Genomic DNA, 22,470 nt, shown 5'->3' on the forward strand with positions numbered 1-22,470 from the left:
TTATTTATCATTTGTCCGAATTGTGAAGTTCCGTTTTGAACGGCCATCAGTCTTCTTACGGCTGTCGCCGCGATTGTCGTTACTACGACGTTTGCTGCTATCACCGTTACTGCTGCTACGACGGCCATCTTTGCTGCTGTCGTTGCCACGACGTTTGCCATCGCCACTACTACGACGGTTACCACCACGATAACCACCGCCGTTACCGCCACGACGATTGCCGCTATTACCACCACGACTGCCGCCGCGGTTGCCACCCTTTTTACGTGAAGGCAATGGACGTTCTGGTGTGATCTTAACTGGAACGGCTTCTTTACTGATTGTCTTCAAAAGAACTGAAGCTAATTCAACATCTGAGAATTGTTTTAATAATTCTTCAGCTTCTTCGTTGTATTTAGCTAATTGGCCTTTTTCAATCATTGAGTTGATATCAGCAACAGCTGCTGCTAATTGACCCTTGAAGGCTTCTTTTTCTGAAGGTGGTTGTAAAGGTAACATCCGTTTCTTCGTTAATTCTTCGATAATCCGTAAGTATTCCATTTCGTTTGGTGTCACGAAAGTAACTGAAACACCTGATTTACCGGCACGGCCAGTACGGCCAATACGATGAACATAACTGTCTGGATCTTGAGGAATATCGTAGTTATAAACATGCGTTACACCAGAGATATCAAGTCCACGAGCAGCAACATCTGTTGCAACTAAGACATCCAAACGGCCAGCCTTAAATGATTTCAAGACGCTCATCCGTTTTTGTTGTGATAAATCACCATGAATACCTTCAGCATTGTAGCCACGAGCCTTCAAACCACGTGTTAATTCATCAACACGACGTTTTGTACGGCCGAAAATCAATGTTAATTCTGGTGATTGAACATCGAACAAACGGGTCATAATGTCGAATTTTTCAAAGTCTTTAGCACGAACATAATATTGATCGATTAAGTCAGCAGTTAATTCTTTTGACTTCACTTTGATCATTTCTGGATTTGTCATGAAGCTCTTACCGATCTTCATGATTGGTGCAGGTAATGTTGCTGAGAATAATAATGTTTGACGTTTTTCAGGTACTTGTTTGATGATACTTTCGATATCATCCACAAAACCCATGTCTAACATTTCATCAGCTTCATCTAAAACTAATGTTTTAACGTGATCTAATTTAACAGTCCGACGATTGATATGATCCAATAGACGACCTGGTGTCCCAACAAGAATTTGTGGGTGATCTTTTAATGAACGAATTTGACGGCGAATATCAGCACCACCATAAACAACTTGAACCTTAGCTTTACGGTCGCGACCTAAACGGTAAAGTTCTTCTTGTGTTTGGATGGCCAATTCACGTGTTGGTGAAATGATTAATGCTTGGATATCCGGGTTATCTAAATCTAAGTTTTGTAAGATTGGTAAACCGAAAGCAGCTGTTTTACCAGTCCCTGTTTGAGCTTGGCCGATAACGTCCTTGCCAGCTAATGCCAAAGGAATTGTTTCCCCTTGGATTGGTGTTGCTTCTTCAAAGCCTGCGCGGCTAATTGCTTTCATGATTGGTTCTGATAGACCTAATTCTGAGAATTTCAAATAGTGTTCCTCCTTGTTTTGTAAAAAACATGCCATTACAAAACAGGTCCACTTCATCAGTTACACCATTTTCAAAAATCTGTCTTGTAATATAATTGTTTTCAAGAGCCTTTTTCATTAAAAAAGCTCCTTAATAGCTTATCACGCTCACCATTAATTAGCAAACGGAATTAACCCGATTATGGGTGATATTCATTGTTTTATGACATTAATTAGTCGTGCGAACCCGACTCTACCGCTGTAAATGAATCAGCTAAAATTCTTTTTGCCTTGTTAATCGTTCTCAGTCGTCAAAGCAGCCACTACTTTTTCTAAATGCAAGCCATGACTAGCCTTTAAGACGACTAAATCGGATGGTTGGATGGTTTCTGCTAAAGCGGTAATTAATTCAGGTTGCTGTGTTTTTTCAAAGTAGTGTAGTTGTTCTGCTGGATAAATTGTTGCGAGCTTATCGAATAGTGGTTTAATTTCCGTCCCAAATAGATAAACTTCTTGGATTTGAGCAGGATCTAAGACCGTTGCCAAACTCTCATGAAGTTTCTTGCTAGCTGTTCCGAGTTCCAACATGTCCCCTAAGACGGCGATTCGGCGCCCATCAGTTTCAAAATGGCTAAAATTGCGTAACACTTCGATAGCCGCTGTTGGATTTGAGTTATATACATCACTTAACATTCTTTGCCCTGCGGTCCCGACCAACCATTCTGTTCGGTTACGCGTTACTTCAAAATTAGCTAACGCCTTGCTCATCACTTCTGGTTTAATGTGATAATGTTGGCCAATTAAAATAGCGGCTAAGGCGTTATTGACGTTGTACGCACCCATCATTGGAATTTCAAAAGCGACGTCTGGCCAAGCATTCAACTTAAATTGCGTCTTCGTTTCACCAGCACGGACTTGAATTGGATAAAGTGTGTTGGTTGTCGCACTCCCAAAAGTTTCACGTTCCAAATCGCCAACGCGTTCATTTAAGAGTGGTTCGTCGCCATCATAAACCAATAAGCCGTCTTCTTTTAAAAAGTCGGTGATTTCCATCTTGGCATCGGCAATTTTATCCCGTGTTTTGAAAAATTCAATGTGTGCTTCACCAATCATGGTAATGGCGGCCACATCTGGCATTGCGATTTCGCTTAAAGCGTGCAATTGTCCAGGGCGGTCCATTCCCATTTCAATGACGAGAATTTCAGTATTGGCTTCCATTGACAAAATCGTCTGAGGAACACCAATTTCATTATTAAAGTTTGCTTGTGTTTTATGAATATTATATTGACTGCCCAATACAGCGGCTGTCATATCCTTAGTGGTTGTTTTACCGTTACTCCCAGTAATCGCCACAACTTTAGGATTAATCTTTAGTAAGTACCGTTTAGCCAATTGTTGATACGCTGCTAGCGGATCTTTCACAAGTAATACTGGAAAATCAGTTGGTTGATCATCACGTGCACTGGCCCATAATGTCGCTACCGCACCGTTTTCTCGTGCTTGATTGATAAAATTATGACCATCCCGATTACCGGCTAGTGGGACAAATAACGCCCCTGGCCGTAATTCACGCGCATCAAAAGCAACACTTGTCACTTCTACTGTCGCCCATTGTTCAGTCTCATTTTTCGCACCAGTCATCCGTGCAATTTCGCTCAATTGCATTTTCATATCTTAAATAGCTCCTATTGGTTAGTGATCAAAAGCCCACGCTTTCAATCTTATTTTTATGATTCTTATAAAAAGCCCACCCGACTATTTCGCGTGGTTAACTACGCAACATTGTACCATAAATTTTCAAAAGACCAACAGCAGATTCTAGCCGACCAATCCGTTAATAAGGTCGTGAATAGGCATCACTTTTTTCTGCTGATTGCCGATATTGTTGTTTATTAGGACTCTGCCAGCCGGCAAAGGCCCGGTCGCGTAATTGATGATCCAATTGGCGTGGCGGTCGACTATCCAGTTGGGCATGTTGTAAATTATTGCGGTTAGCATAGTTGAAAGATTCGCCATTTAATAACGCATTTTTTTCGGCGATATTCAATACATACTGTGCCGGATCACTTTCAATTTGATGAGGTGTCCGATACCGTAACACATCCCACTGCGTCACAAACTGCCCAGTTCGATCAATGATAAATTCGCTATGAAAATCAGGCGTCAACCGTTTACGATTCAAGTTAGCATCCGCATTAAAAGTGACACCGCGCATATATTTATTATGCAAGCGGGCCGGTTCCCTTTTCAACCAATACGCCCGCTGCTTCTTTTGCCGTTGCGCGACGAATTTTTGGAGTGCCATTTCATCAGAATCACCGGCAGTCTTAAAATGGGTTCGAATATACTGAATATTTTGCCGATCCAGATACATTCTAAATTGATGCAGCCGCTGATCCGTCAAATCCTGGTCTTTAAAAGCAAGTTGAACACTCTGCGCAAACGTCTTTAAAAATGGCGCGTCCGGTGGCATTTCTGAATAGATTTCAAAATCTTCTGCCCCTAATTGTAAAAAATGGTGCGCATCTAGCTGTGCACCCAACTGCATCAAAACTAAATTAGCTCGTTGCCAATTAACCAACCGATTCGTTGTCCGACCACCATAGGCTTGATATAACTGCTGATAAAGTGGTGAGCCCACGCGATGTAGCGCACGATTGGCAGCCGTTAGATTAAACAACGGTTCTTGCTGCCTGATAATGGCCGCATAAGCCCGCAAGCTGTTATCATCCCAGTTTTCCAACTCTAACTGGGCAAAATGAGCGACCAGTCCGTTTTTGGTGGGAAGATGGTACCGTAATTGGGTTTTCTCTAGCCAAAGCGCACTTAAGGCCGCACCATTACTAGGCTCAATCAAATTCTGAATTAACAACTGTTCCAGCTTTGTTTGGGTTGCAGTTGGCAATTGAAATAGCCGCTTGTCCTGTAACGCCAACAGCAATTGACCACGTACTTGTGGCAATAATTGTTGTTGTATCATTTGCCGCATGACTGCCGTTGTTTGGCGATCTTGCAATTGCGTGATCAGTACCGTCTGTAAATTCATTAATCGTCGTAATTTTTGATTAACCATCATCCCCACCACCTTACATTCATTATACCCGTTAATCAGTCAGACGCCGAAAGTTTCACACAAAAAAGACTGGTCAGCAAACAATTGCGATCAGTCTCTTTTAAGCTAATTAATAACTACTACATATTACGTAAACGTTCGACCCGTTGTTCAATTGGTGGGTGACTATCAAATAAATGCGCATCAAAGCTACCGCGACCCTTAAACGGATCTGAGATATACAACGCCGCGCTAGACGGATCCGCAGCTTGCATCGGTTCACTATTAGAAATCTTCAATAAGGCATTGATTAACCCTTCTGGATTCCGAGTCAACTCAACGCCGGAAGCATCCGCTAAGTATTCACGATTTCGCGACAAGGCCATCTGTGCAATGCTAGCCGCTAATGGTCCCAGAATCATTAAAAGAATTGAAAAGACTAAGGCAATCACATTGCCTGCGCCACCTTCGCGGTCATCATCGCGATCACGACCGCCGCCCCACCACATCATATTACTCCCGATATTAACAAGTAACGAGATGACCGCAGCTAACGCCAAAGCAATCGTCGATAAGCGAATATCGTAGTTCTTGATGTGTGAAACCTCGTGGGCAATCACACCTTCTAATTCTTCACGATTTAACCGGGCCATAATACCGGACGTTACAGCAACCGCGGCATTTTTAGGATCATTACCTGTCGCAAAAGCATTGGGACTATCATCGTCGACGATAAAAACCCGTGGCATTGGAATCTGACCGACCATTGCCATGTCTTCAACAATATGCCATAAATCTGGATACTGACTGACATCTTTAATTTCGTGCGCGTGATTCATCTGCATGACCACATTAGTGGAATTACTAATCATCATTACCATATAAACGGCCGCTAAGACCGCCGCAATGATCACACCCGTCAAGGTGTTTTGCATGAAGAGATAGCCTAATGCCGCACCAATTGCGAGTACAAGCATCAAGAATCCAATCATCACATAGACGGTCCGTCGTTTATTCTGTGCAATTTGTTCATATAACATTTCAGATCACACTCTAATCGAAAGAAACTTTTGGCACTTCTTTTTCAACTTCTGGCGTTGCTAAGTAAGCCGTCTTTTGGAAGTTATGTGCCCCAGCGATGATGTTGCCTGGGAAAGTTTCAATTTTATTGTTAAAACGAGTTGCACTTGAATTGAACAATTGACGTGCGTAAGCAATCTTGTTTTCAGTATTCGTTAATTCTTCCATCAACTTCATGTATTCCGCATTTGCTTTCAAATCTGGATAACTTTCTGTTAATGACAAGATGCTCTTCAATGATTCTGATAATTGATTAGAAACAGCCATCGTTGCTTGACGATCATCACTTGGCATTTCTAATAATTGATTACGCATTTCTACAACTTTGGTAAATGTTTCTTGTTCGTATTTAGCGTAACCTTTCACCGTTGATAATAAGTTGGGAATTAAATCATTCCGGCGCTTGAGTTGCACATCGATTTGGCTCCATGATTCATCCGCCCAGTTGCGGCTTTTGACCATGCCATTATACGTGCTGATGTAAAACGCAACGGTCCCAACGATTAATACTAATATAATAATCACAACTAACCATAGCATAAACTAATCCTCTTTTCTTTTGATATTGTCTTCATAGTAGCAGACTCTTATTCACAAATAAAGCAGAATTATTATTCTTAACAAAATTCAAAACTATCGCCGATTAGTGGTAAACTAGAGAGATATCCCTATTAGCAAAGGAAGGTCTCACATGTTTTCTGCACACCCAACAATTGCGGATAGCGGGCTGATTGATCCGCGATTTATCAAACCTAACGCAGCTTTACCAGCGGATTATTTAGCACTATGCCAAGAGACTAACGGTGGGTTTTTAAGCCGCTTTAGCCTTCCCACTAGCGAACCGACTAGTGATGGTTTAGACCACGTTGAGTGTCATTATCTCGCTGGTATTGCAACGGGTTCACAAGCAGTCATAGAAGTGGCGCAATGGCCTGATTATTTGATACCATTTAGTCAACACGGTACGCAATATTTTGCGTTCGATTATCAACAATCACCTGATAATCCCAGCATTCGCTACATTGATACCGAAGTTGACCAGTGGTTGACTGTTGCGTCCTCTTTTTCCCAGTTTCTCGCACAATTAGGTACCAAACCGATTGTTGTTCCTGAAACCGATGACTTGACGCTGACGCCGTTGCAACGTAATCACTACCTATTAATTGCACCTGCTGAACAATTAATGGCGCTACTAGCGCTTTATGAGGCTGATAGCCCTAAAGACTGGTATTTAGACTGGCTACTCTTTTTCGCGCAATCTGGTACCTTAGAACAGCAAAAATGCGCATTAGATGCCTACCATACACAACGTTTATATTTTAAACGCCAATTGCCTCAAGCTAAGAGTCAACAGTTGGCACAAATTTTTGCACAACAACCTGCACTACTAGCGACTTACCAAGCTTATCAAAAGCAATGGTCGCCGCTTTAACTCATTAGAATCGAGATGATTGTTTCATGTTGACTCATATCCGTCAACGTTTATTCAGACCCAGAGAACAATGGGAGCAAAACCTTGTTGTTTTATGGTTTGGGAATTTTATGGCCGGGGTTGCCTTTAGCCTCATTATGCCCTTTATGTCACTTTATATAGATACGTTAGGTGATTTTTCCGCCGCACAACTGAGTATGTGGAGTGGGTTAACCTACTCGATCACCTTCTTAGTAACGGCTATTATCTCGCCTTGGTGGGGCAAAATTGCCGATCGTCGCGGTCGTAAATTAATGTTACTCCGTGCTTCGCTTGGGATGGCTATTGTCCTAGGGGCAATGGGCTTAGTCCAAAACGTCTACGAGCTGATTGCACTGCGATTACTCCAAGGGGTATTTTCTGGCTATATCAGTAACTCAAACGCCCTCATCGCAACTTCCGCTCCTCAAGAAAAGAGTGGTCAAGCCTTAGGAACCCTGACAACTGGGACCGTTTCTGGGACTTTGTTAGGCCCACTACTTGGTGGCGTTGTTGCTGAAATGACTGGTTACCGAACGACCTTCTTCATTACCGGAACCATTTTATTCGTCGTCTTCTTACTCTGTTTAGCTTTCGTTCATGAAAACCTCACACCAATCGAAAAAGGCGACCAAGTTCCTGCTAAACAACTGCTTCAAAACCTTAAATATCCCCATTTAATTATCGGGATGTTCGTCACAACGATGATTATTCAAGCTTCCAACAACTCGATTAGTCCATTGTTAAGTTTGTACGTTCGCCAATTAATGGACCATGGTAAAAATGTCGCGTTAGTCAGCGGGATTGTCGCCGCGATTCCGGGGATTGCGACCCTGATTGCCGCACCGCGCTTTGGCGCCCTCGGTGATCGAATCGGGTCCGATAAAATCCTGATTGGTGGTTTGATTTTCGCGGTCTTCGTCTACATCCCCCAAGCGTTCGTTCAAAACGTTTGGCAATTAGGCGCCTTGCGTCTGCTTGTCGGGATTGCCGATGCAGCTTTATTACCACAAGTTCAAACCATTCTAGCCAAATACTCGCCGCATAATTCCGCCGGCCGTATTTTCAGTTATAACCAATCCTTCCAAGCAATGGGCAACGTTGCCGGACCACTAATTGGTTCAAGCGTTTCTGGCTTTTTCGGTTATGGTGGAGTCTTCATTTCCACCACCGTCTTAGTCGTGATTAACCTCTTTTGGGTCAATCAAAATACCCGTGTTCTTCGTAAAAATCGAGCGGACGCGGCTAAAAAAACATCTTAATAAAAAGAGTGTGCCATCAGTCGAAGATATTCTGAGGATTAACAGAGAGTGGCGAATGATTGCTGACAGCAATCGTTTGACATTCGGCGTTAACCGCAAGAATATGACTGATAGAACACGTTTAGCCGATAAAAATTTGACTAATAAAAAGGGCGCTAAGACAAAATCACTTTTGTCTTAGCGCCCTTTTACTTTTAGAAACGCGTTTACTCAACCTGACTCCTGTGCCTTGCTACGTCGCACAAACAATCGACTGACGTCGCTTATTTGCACAACTAGGCAACTGCTCGGAGTCAAAACGGTTGATTAATCGCTCTATTTTTTGGTAAACGTTAATTTATTTAGCCATTCCCGGTTATGTTTAATACAGAAATAACCGATGATTGCGATTAAAATTGAGCCGACCACATCTGCTAACAAATCGCCCATCGTATCAACTAAGGCCGCTTGTCCACGTAGTAAGTGGCCATTTGCCATAAAACGTTGCATGTTTAGACCTAATAAGCGATCACCTGTGAACTCGTAGAATTCCCAGAAAACACCAATTGTACTGCCGAATGTTGCAGCAAAGATACTCATCAATAATGGTGAAATAGTTTGGCGTAAATGACTCGAAATCAAGGCTGAAAAAATCGTATAACCTAAGCCTGCCAACAAACCAGCACTTAAAATATGCAGGAATTTATCCCAATAATAGATTTGACTGTAAAAATGTAACCCGGTCCCTAATAAAATCGAACAATAGATAAAAACTAAATAAACGGCATATAATATTTCTGGGAATCGATAACGCATAAACCGTTCCAAGATAATTGGTAAGGTCGCAATGACTAGCCCCCCAACAACTTGAACCATCGTAAAGGCTAAACCCGCATTTTGATCGGGATGATTTAACATTTCTTCTAAAGCAATTCCGATATATAGCAAATGACTCGCAATCGTGAAGACGTAGACCCAATCGACCCAGCGCCAATTTTGTGTTCGTTTTGCCACTTTTATCACTCCTTATTCAATTAAATGATGTTTTTCAATATTCCGACTCAAACGCAAATACGCGATAAAGTGGAAGATGTTCCCCAGGAGGATTAATAATGCCCCGACAACGACATTAAACTGAATCCCCACCAATGCAATTACGTAAATCAGCACACTCCGTAGTGGATCATTGCGAATGGCTCGGTAGAATTGTTCGTGTTGTTCTTGGTGGATCATCAAATCTTGATGCACCGCCATGAAACGATACAATACCCAAAATAGACCCGAGATCACCAACGCCACTAGTGCATAACTTGTGAATGCAAAGCGAATATCCGCTAAATTTCGTTGCGCAACTGCTTCGGATAACAGACTCGTCGGGTAATTAATCAGCGTGATGGCAAACAATAGAATCAAATTTAAGATATTGAGTTGCCAATTCGTCCGTTTAATTTTAGCAAAATAGTCATGATGAAATAACCATAACGTTCCTACATAAAAAAATGATAACATATACGCTGCTAAAATGGGCCATTGCGCGATTACAGCTTGCCCCAAATGCCCAATCTTGTAGTTGGGCAACTTAAAATCTAACACTAGCAGTGTCAGCAAAATCGCAAAAACCCCGTCACTAAATGCTTGTAGCCGATCAATTTTCATTATTATTCTCCTCCATGATTAATCACAATTCCACTATGGTCAAATACACGTGGTTAGTGCATAATAGTGCATAAATAATCCCATTTTTAGGAGGGCCTATGCCATCATCGACCACTAAAACCACGCAATTTAAACTTATCTTTGTACTATACAGCTTACTGTTAGGCTTATTAATTGGTGGCTTAGCCGCCGCCTTCTTAGCGCTTATCAACCTCAGCACACACCTTATTTGGCAAGTTGGTTATTCATATTTCAACCATCCTGCCTATCCCTTAGTCATCGGATTATTCGGTGGCATCCTCGTTGGTTTAATGCAGCGTTCTTGGGGGCCTTATCCGAAAACAATGCACGAAACACTTAGCGAATTCAAACAAACCGGCGCCGTTGCCTATCAGCATCAAGTTGGTAAAAATATCATTGCGGCCTTAGTCGTCCGCCAGTTTAGGGCCCGAAGCAGCATTATCAGCTATCGTCGGCGGCTTGATCACATGGTTGGGTGATCGTCTTAAATTAACAGCCCACCAACAAACACTATTTTTAAATATGGGAATTGGCGCAATGCTGGCTACTATTTTCCACGCCCCATTCGCTGGTGTGGGTGAGGCTATTGAAAAAACGCCGCTTCGCGAACACTTTAAATCCCATTTCAACCAAATGCTATTATATATTCTAACGACGGCCACGGGGTTACTTGGTTTTACTTTAGTCAATCAATTATTCCCCAAAGAAAGCCCGTTTGCCTTACACACGCCAACCATTCATTGGACATTGGCAGTCTGGCCATTACTTATTTTAGCATTAATTGTCGGATTCGTTTTTGGCAATCTATTTTTAAAAATCGAACAATGGTGTCAGTGGCTTGCCGACACCATTCACCGACCAGTTTTACTCGCCGTTATCGCTGGTATTTGCCTAGGCGCTTGCGGTCTATTGTCCCCCTATTTACTGTTTTCCGGAGAACACTATTTACTAACCTTTACCAAATCCGGCTTGGATCAATCGTTTGGCTACTTACTCTTAATCGGACTTGGCAAAACAGTTTTAACCAACCTCATCTTTGCTTTCGGGTGGCGCGGTGGTAAAATTTTTCCAGCCATCTTCGCCAGTGCAGCAATTGGCTTAAGTTTGGCGGTCCTCTTCCCCTACACCCCCGGATTGCTTGTTGCAACCGTAGTAGCCGTCAGTTGTACAATCATCGTAGCGCAACCGTACGTCACGGCGACATTATTACTCTTCTTATTACCGCTTCAATTTTTCCCAATCATTCTAATAGCTTGTATCGGTACGCATAAAATTCAGCAATTACACATTAAATAACCGCAAAAGGCCCGATTGAACGTCCAATCGGGCCTTTTTTTGTGCAAAAAAAAACCAGGGAAAAATTCCCCGGTTCCAAAATAATTATTTGGCAGCGTTCTTGTCTGCAAAACCATATTTTTTGTTGAAACGATCGACACGACCATCTGCTTGAGTAAATTTTTGTTTACCAGTGTAGAATGGATGTGAATCTGATGAAATTTCAACACGAATTAATGGATATGTGTTACCGTCTTCCCATTCAACAGTTTCAGCTGAGTTAGCAGTTGAACCTGAGATGAACTTGAAGCCAGTTGATGAATCCATAAATACAACCTTGTGATAATCTGGATGAATACCTTGTTTCATGTCTTTTCCGCTCCTTTTTACTAAAGTTAGTGTGCCACCGAAATGGCACTCAACTTAAGTTTCGCCCTGAGATATTTACTATGTCAGAGATATTTGTTTACATAACCATTAAATATTAGCACGAATGCCAACAAAAAACAATAGACGTTCGCGGTTATTCTTCAACCATTTTGACGACAGCCCCGAGGCCCGTTAGTTTATCAATAACGTGATCATATCCTCTTAAAATATTACTTGCGTTCGTAATGGTTGTCACACCGTTGGCCATCAAGCCCGCGATCATCAGACATGCGCCACCACGAATTTCATCGGCTGATACTTCTGCACCTTGCAATTTATCCGCATGGTGCAATAAGATAACATCATTTTCGATTGAGATATCCGCACCCATCCGAATTAATTCTGGGACATGACGCGTCCGTTTAGGATAAAGCGTATCAACAACTAGGCCTTCACCTTGTGCTTTCAATAAAAGTGGTGTTAAGGGTTGTTGTAAGTCAGTCGCAAAACCAGGATATGGCATTGTCTTGACTTGTACCATCTTCAAATCAGGTGATGGATAAACAAAAATACTGTCTTCTTTAACATCCATCTTAACGCCCATTTCTTCTAACTTAGCAAGATAAGCATCCATATGTTCGCTAATGATATTTTTAACGTTCACCCCGTCACCGATGGCAGCTGCCATACTGAGGTAAGTCCCTGCTTCGATTCGATCAGGAATAATCGTATGTGTGTTGTGACCGTATAAGTGGGCCACCCCTTCAATCCGAATAATATCAGTACCGGCTCCACGAACCTTTGCACCCATATTATTTAAGAAAGTCGCGATATCGACAATTTCAGGTTCACGCGCAGCATTTTCAATGACTGTTTGACCTTCAGCACGAACAGCAGCCAATAATAGGTTAATGGTTGCCCCAACTGATGCCATGTCTAGATAAATTTTAGCGCCGTGTAACCCTTCTGGTGCGTTAATTTCAATCGCCCCATGATTATTGGTAACCACCGCACCAAGAGCTTCGAAACCCTTGATGTGTTGATCGATTGGCCGTGGTCCGATATCATCGCCACCAGGCAAGCCCACGATTGCTTTACCAAAACGTCCTAACAAAGCCCCCATGAAATAATATGAAGCCCGTAAACTTTGAATTTTACCACTTGGTAAAGGTGTTGATACAATATTTGTCGGATCAATTTCAACCGTATCGCCCGTGAAGGTTGAAGTAACCGACATATCTTCTAAAATTGATAGTAAGCTGTTGACGTCCTTGATGTGCGGCACACTATCCAGAACAACTTTGGATTCTGCCAAAATCGCTGCTGGGATAATTGCTACCGTACTGTTTTTAGCGCCGCCAATTGTCACTTCCCCTGATAGAAGATTACCGCCTTGAATTAATATTTTTTTCATTTTTTAGATTTCTCCGTTCGATTCATAACAAAAGAGCAAACTTCCGTTGACTAATTAACTAAGTTATTGCAACTTAAAGTACGCTTTTGGCTTTCCAAGTTTATTATTTAATTGATTATCGATTTGTTAACATACCTAAAAACATGTTATATCGTTTCTAAATAAGTCATACACGTATAATAATAATTAATTAATTGCTAAATTACAAGCCATTCTCAGAATATCATTCGTTTTATAACAAATTATAGTTTATAGCAATAACTTTTTAATTAATTCAGACATTGAATCCCTTGTGAATCAGTGGACAAAAAAACTCGGCCCACAAATGAGCCGAGTTTTTATTAATTACATTGTTGCGCCGATGAATGCTTTGAATAAACCTTCTGGTTTGTTTGGACGTGATAAGAATTCTGGGTGATATTGTGCAGCCACGAAGAATTTGTTTTCTGGAATTTCGATGACTTCAACTAAACGGTTGTCAGGTGAAGTACCAGCAAATACTAAGCCCTTGTCTGTTAACAAGTCACGGTATTCGTTATTGAATTCATAACGGTGACGGTGACGTTGTTGGATAACACTTTGGTTATCATAAGCTTCGGCAGTCTTAGTACCTGGTTTTAACTTACATGGGTACAAACCAAGACGTTGTGTCCCACCCATATTTTCAAGATCTTTTTGATCTGACATGATGTCGATTAATTTGTGTTCTGCATCTGGGTGCACTTCACCAGTTGTGGCATCTGTGATACCAGCAACGTTGCGGGCAAATTCGATACTTGCCATTTGCATCCCTAAACAGATACCAAGATATGGCACATCATTTTCACGGGCATATTGGATTGAAAGAATCATTCCTTCCAAACCACGATCGCCGAAACCACCAGGCACGATGATGCCATCGAAACCAGCTAATGTTTCAGCAACATTTTCTTTAGTGATATCTTCTGATTGAATTGGTGTCACTTTAACGTCTGTGTTATAAACATAACCAGCATGACGTAATGCTTCATTCACTGAGATATAAGCATCTTGTAATTCGATATATTTACCAACCAAGGCAATCTTCTTTGTACCTTCAAGATTCTTGATTGTGTGTAACATGTCGATCCATTCTGTCATGTCAGCTTCTGGGGCTGTCATCTTGAAGTGGTTCAAGACAAAATCATCTAAACCTTGGTTCTTCAATAACAATGGAATATCGTAGATTGATTCTGCATCGCGTGATTCAACAACTGCTTCAGGTTCAACATCACAGAATTGCGCAATCTTGTTACGCATGTCATCTGGAATTGCTTTTTCAGTCCGACAAACCAAGACATTTGGTTGGATACCAATGCCACGTAATTCTTTAACACTGTGTTGTGTTGGTTTAGTCTTCATTTCACCAGCAGCCTTTAAGTAAGGCACCAATGTTGTGTGAATGTAGATACAGTTTTCAGCACCGACATCCGCCTTCATTTGACGAAGTGCTTCTAAGAATGGTAGTGATTCAATATCACCAACAGTCCCACCGATTTCAGTAATGACGATATCTGAATCAGTAGTTGTCGCAGCACGCATGATTTTTTCTTTAATCATGTTTGTGATATGTGGAATGACTTGAACAGTTGCGCCAAGGTATTCACCTTTACGTTCTTTACGTAAAACTTCTGAATAAATTTTACCTGTCGTCACGTTAGAATATTTATTTAAATTGTTGTCGATGAAACGTTCGTAATGGCCAAGATCTAAATCAGTTTCAGTACCATCATCTGTTACGAAAACTTCACCATGTTGGTAAGGGCTCATTGTACCAGGATCCACGTTGATGTATGGATCAAATTTTTGAATCGTTACTTTTAAGCCACGATTCTTTAATAAACGACCGAGTGAAGCCGCAACGATTCCTTTACCTAATGAGGAAACAACGCCACCTGTTACAAAAACATATTTGGTCATATAAATATTCTCCTTTTCTTCTTAGCCAATGCTAATCCTTCAGTTCTCTGGGAAACAACAAAAAACAAAAACAAGCTCCCTATTCAAAATGAACAGGGAGCTTGTTAACCGATTCTGGCTTCACAAATAATTGTAAAGCGCCCATAGAATATAATACAAGAAATCTATTTTAGCGTCAAGCAAAAATCACCTAACTTATTAACTGCTTTTAGACGCTTTTTTGTAGTACTATAGGGTGGTTGTTAAAATCAAGGAGGTTTGCGACTATGGTTCAATCCACAGAAACAATCTTAGTATTAGATATCGGTGGTTCGGCCGTTAAATACGGCTTTTGGACGGCCCAAAAACTCGAAGATCGAGAACAGTTTCCAACACCCCTCACCCGGAACAAGTTCTATCAAACAGTAGCTGATATTTGTGATGCACACGAACCGATTGCCGGCATTGCGGTGAGCTGTCCTGGTGAACCGGACGAAGATACAGGGATTGTTCACGGCATGAGCTATGTGCCCTTTCTTCATCTCGGTGAGTTCCAACACGATTTTGCAACCCAATTAAACCGCCCCGTCTCCTTACAAAACGATGCCGAAAGTGCCGCTTTGGCGGAAATGACCCTCGGTGTGGGCCAAAATCATCAAAACGCGTTATTCACAATTATCGGTTCCGGTATCGGTTTGGCCATCGTTCAAGACGGTCTCATCTTAAAAAATCTTGCCGAGAAGTTCGATAATCCTGAAAAGCGGTTCGCTGATACACTCAAAACACTCAACAATTCCAAAGTCTCACCCGTTCAAATTGGTAAGACTGTCTCACTGAAGAATTTCAAACTGCCTAACACGATCGATGGCAAAACTGTTTTTGAATTGGCCAAACAAGGCGATCCCATCGCTAGTCAAGAAGTTGATCAGATGTATGCGTCACTCGCTGAAATCCTGATTTTCTTAAATGCCGCCTATCAACCAGAAATTATCGGAATTGGTGGCGGAATCAGTAATAACCCTGACTTATTGCCAGAACTCAAAGCCCATATTGCTACGTTACTTGCTTCTCCTGATAGTAAAATTAGTTTTTATAAACGCTTCTATCCCAATCCTGACCAAGCCTTCACTAAACCCAATTTACGAACCTGCTATTTTAAAAATGATGCCAATCTAATTGGCGCTGCTTTACATTACGAACACCGCTTTAAGCGCCCTTACTAATCTAAAAAAAGAGGTACTAAGACAAGTCGTTTTGTCTTAGTACCTCTTTTTTACGTTGACTATTAAGTAAATGACTAAAGTTCATCATCCTCATCGTCGTCTTCGTCTTCATCATCTTCGCTAAATTCTGATAATTGACCTTCGATACCATCTTCCAGTGCATCATCTTCGTCATCATCATCGTCGCCGATGCTTTGTAAGTCTGCTTTATATGCAGTTAGATCATCACTAGAATCATCATCGGTTACGACAAGTTCTGCGTCATCTTCAACGTCTAAATCTTCGTCTTCGGGATCATCATCACTATAGTCAATAACATCGTCGTCATCAGCCACATCGGCTAAGAAAGCATTAACCTTCTTACGACGTTTCTTCTTAGTTGGTTGGTCTTCTTCATCTTCTGGATGGTTAACTTCTTCATCGACAGATTCATATGGGTACCAAGAACGCAAGCCCCAAACGTTTTCGCCTAAAGAAATAAAGCTACCATCTTCGTTTAAATCTGTATAAAATTGTGATAAGCGTGCACGCACTTCTTCATCACTTTTGCCTAAATAATTTTGGACTTCATTCGTTAAGTCAGCAAATGCAATTGTGTCGCCCTTACCTTCTAAAATTGCGTGAGCGACTTCTATCATTGATAGTTCTTCTTTATTTTGGCCTTTAAAAACGTCTAATTTCAACCAGTACACGTCCTTTCAACAGTCTATCCTTAATCATACTAGTTTAAGCGTTAAAAATCAATCGTAATTTGTAATCACCAACAACCTGCTGACTGATTTCTAATTGATAATGGACAACAACTTTACCGCTAAGTGGTTCATCTGATAATGTCATCAATAAATGATTGGTTGTCGTCAAAACCGGTAAATTGCCGTATTGCGTTTGGTAAAGTGAGCCTTGCGCATCATGCATTTTAAAATAGAGGCGTAATTGTGTCGCATCTTTTTCAGTCCCGCGCGTTAATTGGACTTGCCCATCTTCTGCTAACTTGAAACGCACGGCTGTTTCTTGGCCTTGCGCGTGTTCTAAGTAGCGCAGGTAAGTCGTCGTACCCATTTGAATTAATTCGCCTTCTTCATCGAAAATATGGCTTTCGGTTTGACCATCTTGTGTAATTTCTGTTTCAAGATGGATTTTAATCGGCGTACTCTTTTTGCTAGCCATGATAAACTCCCTCTAAATTCTAAATTAGTTATATTATAAGCCAAACAAATTGGCCATGCCACCTTTGATTAAGCAATCCTGCCTTAGTTACAGACAGCTATCTTAATTTAAGCTATAATTAATAGGTATATTAATGAATTGTGAGGTGTTATTTTGCAAGATTTAGCGACTCTTTATCCCCAACAAACATGGGCCATTGTTAACCAACATTTTACGGCCGACCAAGGTCAACTCGCTTTTGCCCATACAAATACCCTGTTGGCCCTCACCAAAGAACGCCAACAACCAATTATTCATTTTTGGACACTCGAAAAAACCGTGATTTTAGGCATGATGGATACTAAATTGCCCGCTTTAACCGCCGCCACTGATCAATTGACCGCCGCAGGCTATCACTATTTCGTCCGAAATGCTGGCGGCCTCGGCATTGTTGCTGATCCCGGTATTCTCAATCTGGGTTTTTACCTGCCAGAAGTCGCCGATCAACTCTCCATTAATGCGGCTTATGAATTAATGGAGACTCTTTTCAGCGAGACCTTCAATACGGGCAACATCACTATCGAGCATTTTGAAGTTCAGCATTCTTACTGTCCGGGCGAATACGACCTCAGTATCAACGGACAAAAGTTCGCCGGCATTGCCCAACGACGTTCCAAAAATGGCATTGCGATTTTACTATACGCTAGCATTGAAGGCGATCAACACGCACGCGGGACTCTAATGCAGCATTTCTACCACGCTGGCAAAGCCTTGGAACAAACCCGCTGGACCTTTCCAGATGTGCATCCCGAAACAATGGCTAATCTCGCTGATTTACTGCATCAACCACTCACAGTGGCCAGTGTCAGCCAACAACTAATCGCTAGCTTACAAACAAACGCAGGATTAACCCTGCAATCAGATTTACAACCCCTGATGCAAGCATCTGACTATCAAACACAACTCACCAAGAACCGACAATTATTACGCCGGTATCAACCTGGATATCAGCCTTAGAAGGAGATTTTTTTGTGACCTATGCCCTGCAGAAACTAACCCGCGAAAAAGTATTTCGCGATCCTGTTCATAATTATATCCGTGTCGACTATCAAGTAATTCTCGATTTAATCGATACGCCAGAATTTCAACGACTCCGCCGAATTAAGCAGTTGGGCACGACCTCCTATGTCTTCCAAGGGGCAGAACATTCACGATTTACCCATTCTTTAGGCGTTTATGAGATCACGCGTCAAATCTGTGACCAATTCCAAATCAATTACCCCACCAAACAGCCAGGCGATGGTCTTTGGGATGACAGCCAACGACTTGTCGCACTCTGCGCGGCCTTGTTACACGATATCGGCCATGGTGCTTATTCACATACTTTTGAACATATTTTTAATACGGATCATGAATCGATTACGCGCCAAATTATTATGACGCCTGAAACCAAGGTCAATCAAATTCTCAGCCAAGTGGCACCTGATTTCCCGGCAAAAGTGGCGAGCGTCATTGACCACACTTATCCTAATCCCCAGGTGGTCCAGATGATTTCAAGTCAAATTGATGCCGATCGCATGGATTATCTATTGCGGGATGCCTATAATACCGGTACCAAATATGGTGAATTCGATTTAACCCGTGTTTTGCGAGTCATGCGCCCCTACGCTAATGGGATTGCCTTTTTAGCCAACGGCATGCATGCCGTTGAGGATTATATCGTCAGCCGTTTCCAAATGTATCAACAAGTTTATTTCCATCCCGTCTCACGCGGCATGGAAGTCGTCTTACAAAAATTGCTCCAACGCGCTAAATTTCTCTACGAACAACCGGATCATCATCAAAGCTTGGCCCCTCAATTATTGATTCCCTTTTTCGAACAGGATTTCACCTTGCGGGATTATCTTAAACTCGATGATGGCGTCTTAAATACCTATTTTATTTACTGGTTAGACTGCCCCGATACCGTTTTGAAGGATTTAGCGGGCCGTTTTCTCAGCCGTCGTCCTTTAAAATCGGTGAAATTTAATCCATCAACGGCAGATTGCTTACCAGAGATGCGGGCCCTCACCGAACAAGCCGGTTACAACGCGACTTACTACACCGCCGTTAACAATAGCTTTGACCTCCCCTATGATGCCTATGACCCGTCGGCTAAATCGCCCAAAACCCAGATTGAGATTATTCAATCTGATGGGCAACTGAATGAGCTTTCTTCAATCAGTAACTTGGTCGCAGCCATTTCAGGTAAGTTCTCGGGAGACGAACGGTTCTATTTCCCTAAAGAAATGCGCAATACCGCTAATCTCGAAGTTTTCGCACCAATTTATCAACAATTTAACAGCTACATTAATAATGGTGCGATTCAAGCGCACCCCCACAACCAATAAGGAGTGTTTCTCATTATGTCAATTAAACTCGTCGCAGTCGATATGGATGGTACTTTGTTAAACGAAAATAACGTCCTCAGCCCCAAAACCATTGAAGTGGTCAAAGCCGCTAAAGCCCAAGGCATCAAAGTGGTCCTTTGTACCGGTCGCCCACTCACTGGTGTCACACCTTTCTTACATGAATTAGGCCTCACAGATAGTTCTGATTATGTGATTACCTTTAATGGCGCCTTAGTTCAAAATACCGCTACTGGTGAAATCTTAGTGCGTCACACCCTGACACACGCACAATACTTAGAACTCGAGACACTTTCACGGACAATTGGCGTTCACCTTCATGCCGAAGATGATCAATTCATCTACACGGCCAACCGCGACATCAGTCCTTATACCATTGGTGAAAGTGCCTTGGTTAATATGCCAATTAAATTCCGCCACGTTGATGAAATTGCCCCTGACAAGGCCTTTTCAAAAGTGATGCTGATTGACGATCCTGAAGTTCTAGCTGAAGGTAAAGCCAAGATTCCAACGGAGTTCTTCGATCGTTATCAATTTGTCCAAAGTGAACCTTATTTCCTAGAAGTCCTCAACACCAAAGCTGGTAAAGGCAATGGCTTACGTGACTTAGCCAATGCGTTGGCCATCGACCAATCAGAAGTGATGGCGGTCGGTGATCAAGGCAATGACCTGTCAATGTTAGCTTACGCTGGTTTACCAGTTGCCATGGATAACGCTATTCCTGAACTTAAAAAAATTGCCAAAGTCATTACGAAGAGTAATCACCTCGGTCAAGACGGCGTTGCTTATGCCATCGAAAAATATGCACTCAATAAATAAAATCCTTTAGGAGTCACTTAGGAACACCTTTATCGATTATTTTTACCTTTTGCCGCTGATTTTCTTAGCGTTGTTCGTTGTACTACAGTTGACTGAAAAGCGTCGTTTTATCAACGGGATTGTCTTTAATGGCTTTCTTGCCACGGCGGTTGGTGAATTAGCCATTCTCGTTTTTCAATCGGATAGTCGTAACGTTTATTACATCGCCCTTGCGGCAGCCATTGTCGCCGTTTTAATTATCATGTTTTTCTACCTGTTTGGCTTCTTACTCTTTTTATGGAACGCCTATATTGTTTGGAAAAAGGAAAGCCACACACTTTCGAACATGCTGACCCTATTTATCGGGTTAGGATTAATTGCCCTCTTCTTCGTGCCTATGTTGGCCAACTTACTCCATGTACCCGAAGATTTACGGATTTTCATCGGAACAATTAGCACCGTTTTTCTACTTTACATTCCATTATTTTTCTATCTTTATCTTTCTTCACTAATTATCTATCTATTCAACCGACCACGGTATAATCAAGACTACATCATCGTTTTAGGTAGTGGCTTAATTGACGGACAGTACGTGCCACCACTGTTAGCCAGTCGGATTGAACGGGCAATGACCTTCTACCACCGTCAAGTCAAAAAAGGCCGTCCGGCACCGAAGCTCGTCTTCTCCGGCGGACAAGGTGGGGATGAAAAGTTACCTGAATCAGTCGCCATGCAACGCTACGCAATCGACCATGGCATCCCTGTTGAACAGACGTTAACGGAAGAAAAATCCGTCAACACACTTCAAAACATGCAGTTTTCAAAGCAAATTATCGAAGCCGATACGGATAAAGATAAACCCCGAATTATCTTCTCAACGAATAACTACCACACTTTCCGTGCTGGACTATTCGCTAAACAAGCCCATCTCAAAGCTGATGGTATTGGCGCTAAGACGTCGAAATACTTCTTACCCAACGCAACCATCCGTGAATTCATCGCGATTCTCTCGATGAAACGCCATCAGTTATTATTTGTAACAATCTGCAGTTTACTATTTGCGATTCTAGCAGTCTTATTGAACCATCTTAATTAAAAAAAGGACCGACAATTGTCGGTCCTTTTTATGCTCGTTGTTTACGAATATAGTGAATCCCTAACGTAATCAAGATTGTTCCGAAGACAATGCCCGCGAACACAAGATTGGGAATTTCAATATCAATCGCTGGAATTGATAAGAACAACTTCACCGCGATGAAGAGAATCAAGATATACGCCATCGGGTTTAATTCTGGAATCTTTTCCATCAAACGCGCAATAATCTGGGCAATCCCCCGCATACAGATAATCCCGATCATCCCACCAATCAAGACAATCACAGGGTTACTTGAAATCGCTAATGAGGCTAAGACGGAATCAATTGAGAAGACGATATCCATTAACTCGATCGAAATGACTGTGCGCCAGAAACGATGTGGGCTACTAATTTTAGAACCCGGTTTTTTAACTTGCTTAGGTTGTTTTTGTTTCCTGAAATAAGCATAGACTAAGTAAACTAAATAGAGCGAACCTGCGACTTTGATCTCCCATAAGTGGATCAAGAAAGTCCCAACACCAATAATGATAAAGCGGAATAGATAAGCGCCCCACAAACCATAAACTAGTGATTTTTCCTGTTCAATTTTTGTTGGTAAACTTTGGGTTTGTGCAGCTAACACAACCGCGTTATCGACTGATAGCAAGCATTCCATAATCACCAATGTTAAAATCAATAACCAATCTTCAGAAGAACGAATAACTGTTTGCCAGTTATTTAATTCAAAGAAAGGCTGGTACAATTGTACAATCCAATTCATACGA

General features: G+C 41.8%; 22 protein-coding genes. 9 read left to right on the forward strand and 13 right to left on the reverse strand.

All coding sequences use genetic code 11. The features are described 5' to 3' along the window. From NDN60_RS06170 to NDN60_RS06190, 5 genes are all read right to left on the reverse strand, one after another. Complete coding sequence (locus tag NDN60_RS06170) at positions 1 to 1,581, reverse strand: DEAD/DEAH box helicase (protein ID WP_099769166.1); 1,581 nt, start codon at positions 1,579 to 1,581, stop codon at positions 1 to 3. 273 nt (positions 1,582 to 1,854) lie between these two features. After that, entirely contained in the window at positions 1,855 to 3,231 is a 1,377-nt protein-coding gene (locus tag NDN60_RS06175) for a UDP-N-acetylmuramoyl-tripeptide--D-alanyl-D-alanine ligase (RefSeq protein ID WP_056947558.1), read from the reverse strand. A gap of 163 nt (positions 3,232 to 3,394) precedes the next feature. Then, complete coding sequence (locus tag NDN60_RS06180) at positions 3,395 to 4,636, reverse strand: DUF3114 domain-containing protein (protein ID WP_082268142.1); 1,242 nt, start codon at positions 4,634 to 4,636, stop codon at positions 3,395 to 3,397. A 116-nt stretch (positions 4,637 to 4,752) separates the two neighbouring features. Further along, on the reverse strand, positions 4,753 to 5,652 hold the full coding sequence (gene htpX / locus NDN60_RS06185; RefSeq protein ID WP_099947745.1) for a zinc metalloprotease HtpX: 900 nt from the start codon (positions 5,650 to 5,652) through the stop codon (positions 4,753 to 4,755). A 13-nt stretch (positions 5,653 to 5,665) separates the two neighbouring features. After that, positions 5,666 to 6,232, reverse strand: coding sequence for a LemA family protein (locus NDN60_RS06190; RefSeq protein WP_016265623.1), 567 nt, complete (start codon positions 6,230 to 6,232; stop codon positions 5,666 to 5,668). A 151-nt stretch (positions 6,233 to 6,383) separates the two neighbouring features. On the opposite strand from NDN60_RS06190, the gene NDN60_RS06195 reads away from it, so the two are divergent. Continuing rightward, a complete protein-coding gene (locus tag NDN60_RS06195; RefSeq protein WP_011375313.1) occupies positions 6,384 to 7,124 on the forward strand; it encodes an SMI1/KNR4 family protein in 741 nt (246 codons plus the stop codon). A 26-nt stretch (positions 7,125 to 7,150) separates the two neighbouring features. Next, positions 7,151 to 8,404 carry a multidrug efflux MFS transporter gene (locus NDN60_RS06200; RefSeq protein WP_011375314.1) on the forward strand — a complete coding sequence of 418 codons (1,254 nt, stop codon included), beginning with the start codon at positions 7,151 to 7,153 and terminating at the stop codon, positions 8,402 to 8,404. Positions 8,405 to 8,719: 315 nt separating this feature from the next. Here NDN60_RS06200 and NDN60_RS06205 read toward each other — a convergent pair whose 3' ends face one another. After that, on the reverse strand, positions 8,720 to 9,397 hold the full coding sequence (locus NDN60_RS06205; protein WP_011375316.1) for a hypothetical protein: 678 nt from the start codon (positions 9,395 to 9,397) through the stop codon (positions 8,720 to 8,722). 12 nt (positions 9,398 to 9,409) lie between these two features. After that, positions 9,410 to 10,039 (reverse strand): TMEM175 family protein, encoded by a 630-nt coding sequence (locus NDN60_RS06210; protein WP_056947551.1) that lies wholly within the window; start codon positions 10,037 to 10,039, stop codon positions 9,410 to 9,412. Between the two features lie 98 nt (positions 10,040 to 10,137). On the opposite strand from NDN60_RS06210, the gene NDN60_RS06215 reads away from it, so the two are divergent. Further along, positions 10,138 to 10,539, forward strand: coding sequence for a hypothetical protein (locus tag NDN60_RS06215; protein WP_011375318.1), 402 nt, complete (start codon positions 10,138 to 10,140; stop codon positions 10,537 to 10,539). Beyond that, on the forward strand, positions 10,520 to 11,356 hold the full coding sequence (locus NDN60_RS06220) for a chloride channel protein (RefSeq protein WP_231953171.1): 837 nt from the start codon (positions 10,520 to 10,522) through the stop codon (positions 11,354 to 11,356). Before NDN60_RS06215 ends, NDN60_RS06220 begins: the two co-directional genes overlap by 20 nt. An 84-nt stretch (positions 11,357 to 11,440) precedes the next feature. Here NDN60_RS06220 and NDN60_RS06225 read toward each other — a convergent pair whose 3' ends face one another. The 3 genes from NDN60_RS06225 to NDN60_RS06235 form a co-directional block, all read right to left on the reverse strand. Next, positions 11,441 to 11,704 (reverse strand): type B 50S ribosomal protein L31, encoded by a 264-nt coding sequence (locus NDN60_RS06225; RefSeq protein ID WP_004270647.1) that lies wholly within the window; start codon positions 11,702 to 11,704, stop codon positions 11,441 to 11,443. 154 nt (positions 11,705 to 11,858) lie between these two features. After that, positions 11,859 to 13,118 (reverse strand): UDP-N-acetylglucosamine 1-carboxyvinyltransferase, encoded by a 1,260-nt coding sequence (locus tag NDN60_RS06230; RefSeq protein WP_099947746.1) that lies wholly within the window; start codon positions 13,116 to 13,118, stop codon positions 11,859 to 11,861. Positions 13,119 to 13,463: 345 nt separating this feature from the next. Further along, positions 13,464 to 15,056, reverse strand: a complete 1,593-nt coding sequence (locus tag NDN60_RS06235) for a CTP synthase (RefSeq protein ID WP_011375321.1) — start codon at positions 15,054 to 15,056, stop codon at positions 13,464 to 13,466. A gap of 266 nt (positions 15,057 to 15,322) precedes the next feature. On the opposite strand from NDN60_RS06235, the gene NDN60_RS06240 reads away from it, so the two are divergent. Next, a complete protein-coding gene (locus NDN60_RS06240; protein ID WP_056947549.1) occupies positions 15,323 to 16,258 on the forward strand; it encodes an ROK family protein in 936 nt (311 codons plus the stop codon). A 74-nt stretch (positions 16,259 to 16,332) separates the two neighbouring features. Here the strand turns inward: NDN60_RS06240 and rpoE are convergent, their stop codons facing one another. Further along, positions 16,333 to 16,941 (reverse strand): DNA-directed RNA polymerase subunit delta, encoded by a 609-nt coding sequence (gene rpoE, locus NDN60_RS06245; protein WP_099947747.1) that lies wholly within the window; start codon positions 16,939 to 16,941, stop codon positions 16,333 to 16,335. 43 nt (positions 16,942 to 16,984) lie between these two features. Next, positions 16,985 to 17,425, reverse strand: a complete 441-nt coding sequence (locus NDN60_RS06250) for a DUF1934 domain-containing protein (RefSeq protein ID WP_099947748.1) — start codon at positions 17,423 to 17,425, stop codon at positions 16,985 to 16,987. 153 nt (positions 17,426 to 17,578) lie between these two features. Between NDN60_RS06250 and NDN60_RS06255 the strand changes: the two genes are divergently transcribed. The 4 genes from NDN60_RS06255 (at position 17,579) to NDN60_RS06270 (ending at position 21,706) form a co-directional block, all read left to right on the forward strand. Next, positions 17,579 to 18,421, forward strand: coding sequence for a lipoyl protein ligase domain-containing protein (locus NDN60_RS06255; RefSeq protein ID WP_099947749.1), 843 nt, complete (start codon positions 17,579 to 17,581; stop codon positions 18,419 to 18,421). 14 nt (positions 18,422 to 18,435) lie between these two features. Then, positions 18,436 to 19,794: an HD domain-containing protein gene (locus tag NDN60_RS06260; RefSeq protein WP_025015954.1), complete on the forward strand. Its 1,359-nt coding sequence runs from the start codon at positions 18,436 to 18,438 to the stop codon at positions 19,792 to 19,794. Between the two features lie 15 nt (positions 19,795 to 19,809). Then, positions 19,810 to 20,631: a sugar-phosphatase gene (gene yidA / locus NDN60_RS06265; protein WP_250790775.1), complete on the forward strand. Its 822-nt coding sequence runs from the start codon at positions 19,810 to 19,812 to the stop codon at positions 20,629 to 20,631. Between the two features lie 88 nt (positions 20,632 to 20,719). Then, positions 20,720 to 21,706, forward strand: coding sequence for a YdcF family protein (locus NDN60_RS06270; RefSeq protein WP_231953172.1), 987 nt, complete (start codon positions 20,720 to 20,722; stop codon positions 21,704 to 21,706). Positions 21,707 to 21,734: 28 nt separating this feature from the next. On the opposite strand, the gene NDN60_RS06275 is transcribed toward NDN60_RS06270, so the two are convergent. Continuing rightward, positions 21,735 to 22,466 carry a TerC family protein gene (locus NDN60_RS06275; protein ID WP_011375329.1) on the reverse strand — a complete coding sequence of 244 codons (732 nt, stop codon included), beginning with the start codon at positions 22,464 to 22,466 and terminating at the stop codon, positions 21,735 to 21,737. Positions 22,467 to 22,470: the final 4 nt, after the last annotated feature.

Origin of the sequence: Latilactobacillus sp. (genome assembly GCF_033176295.1) — a bacterium.
Lineage (GTDB): Bacteria > Bacillota > Bacilli > Lactobacillales > Lactobacillaceae > Latilactobacillus > Latilactobacillus sakei.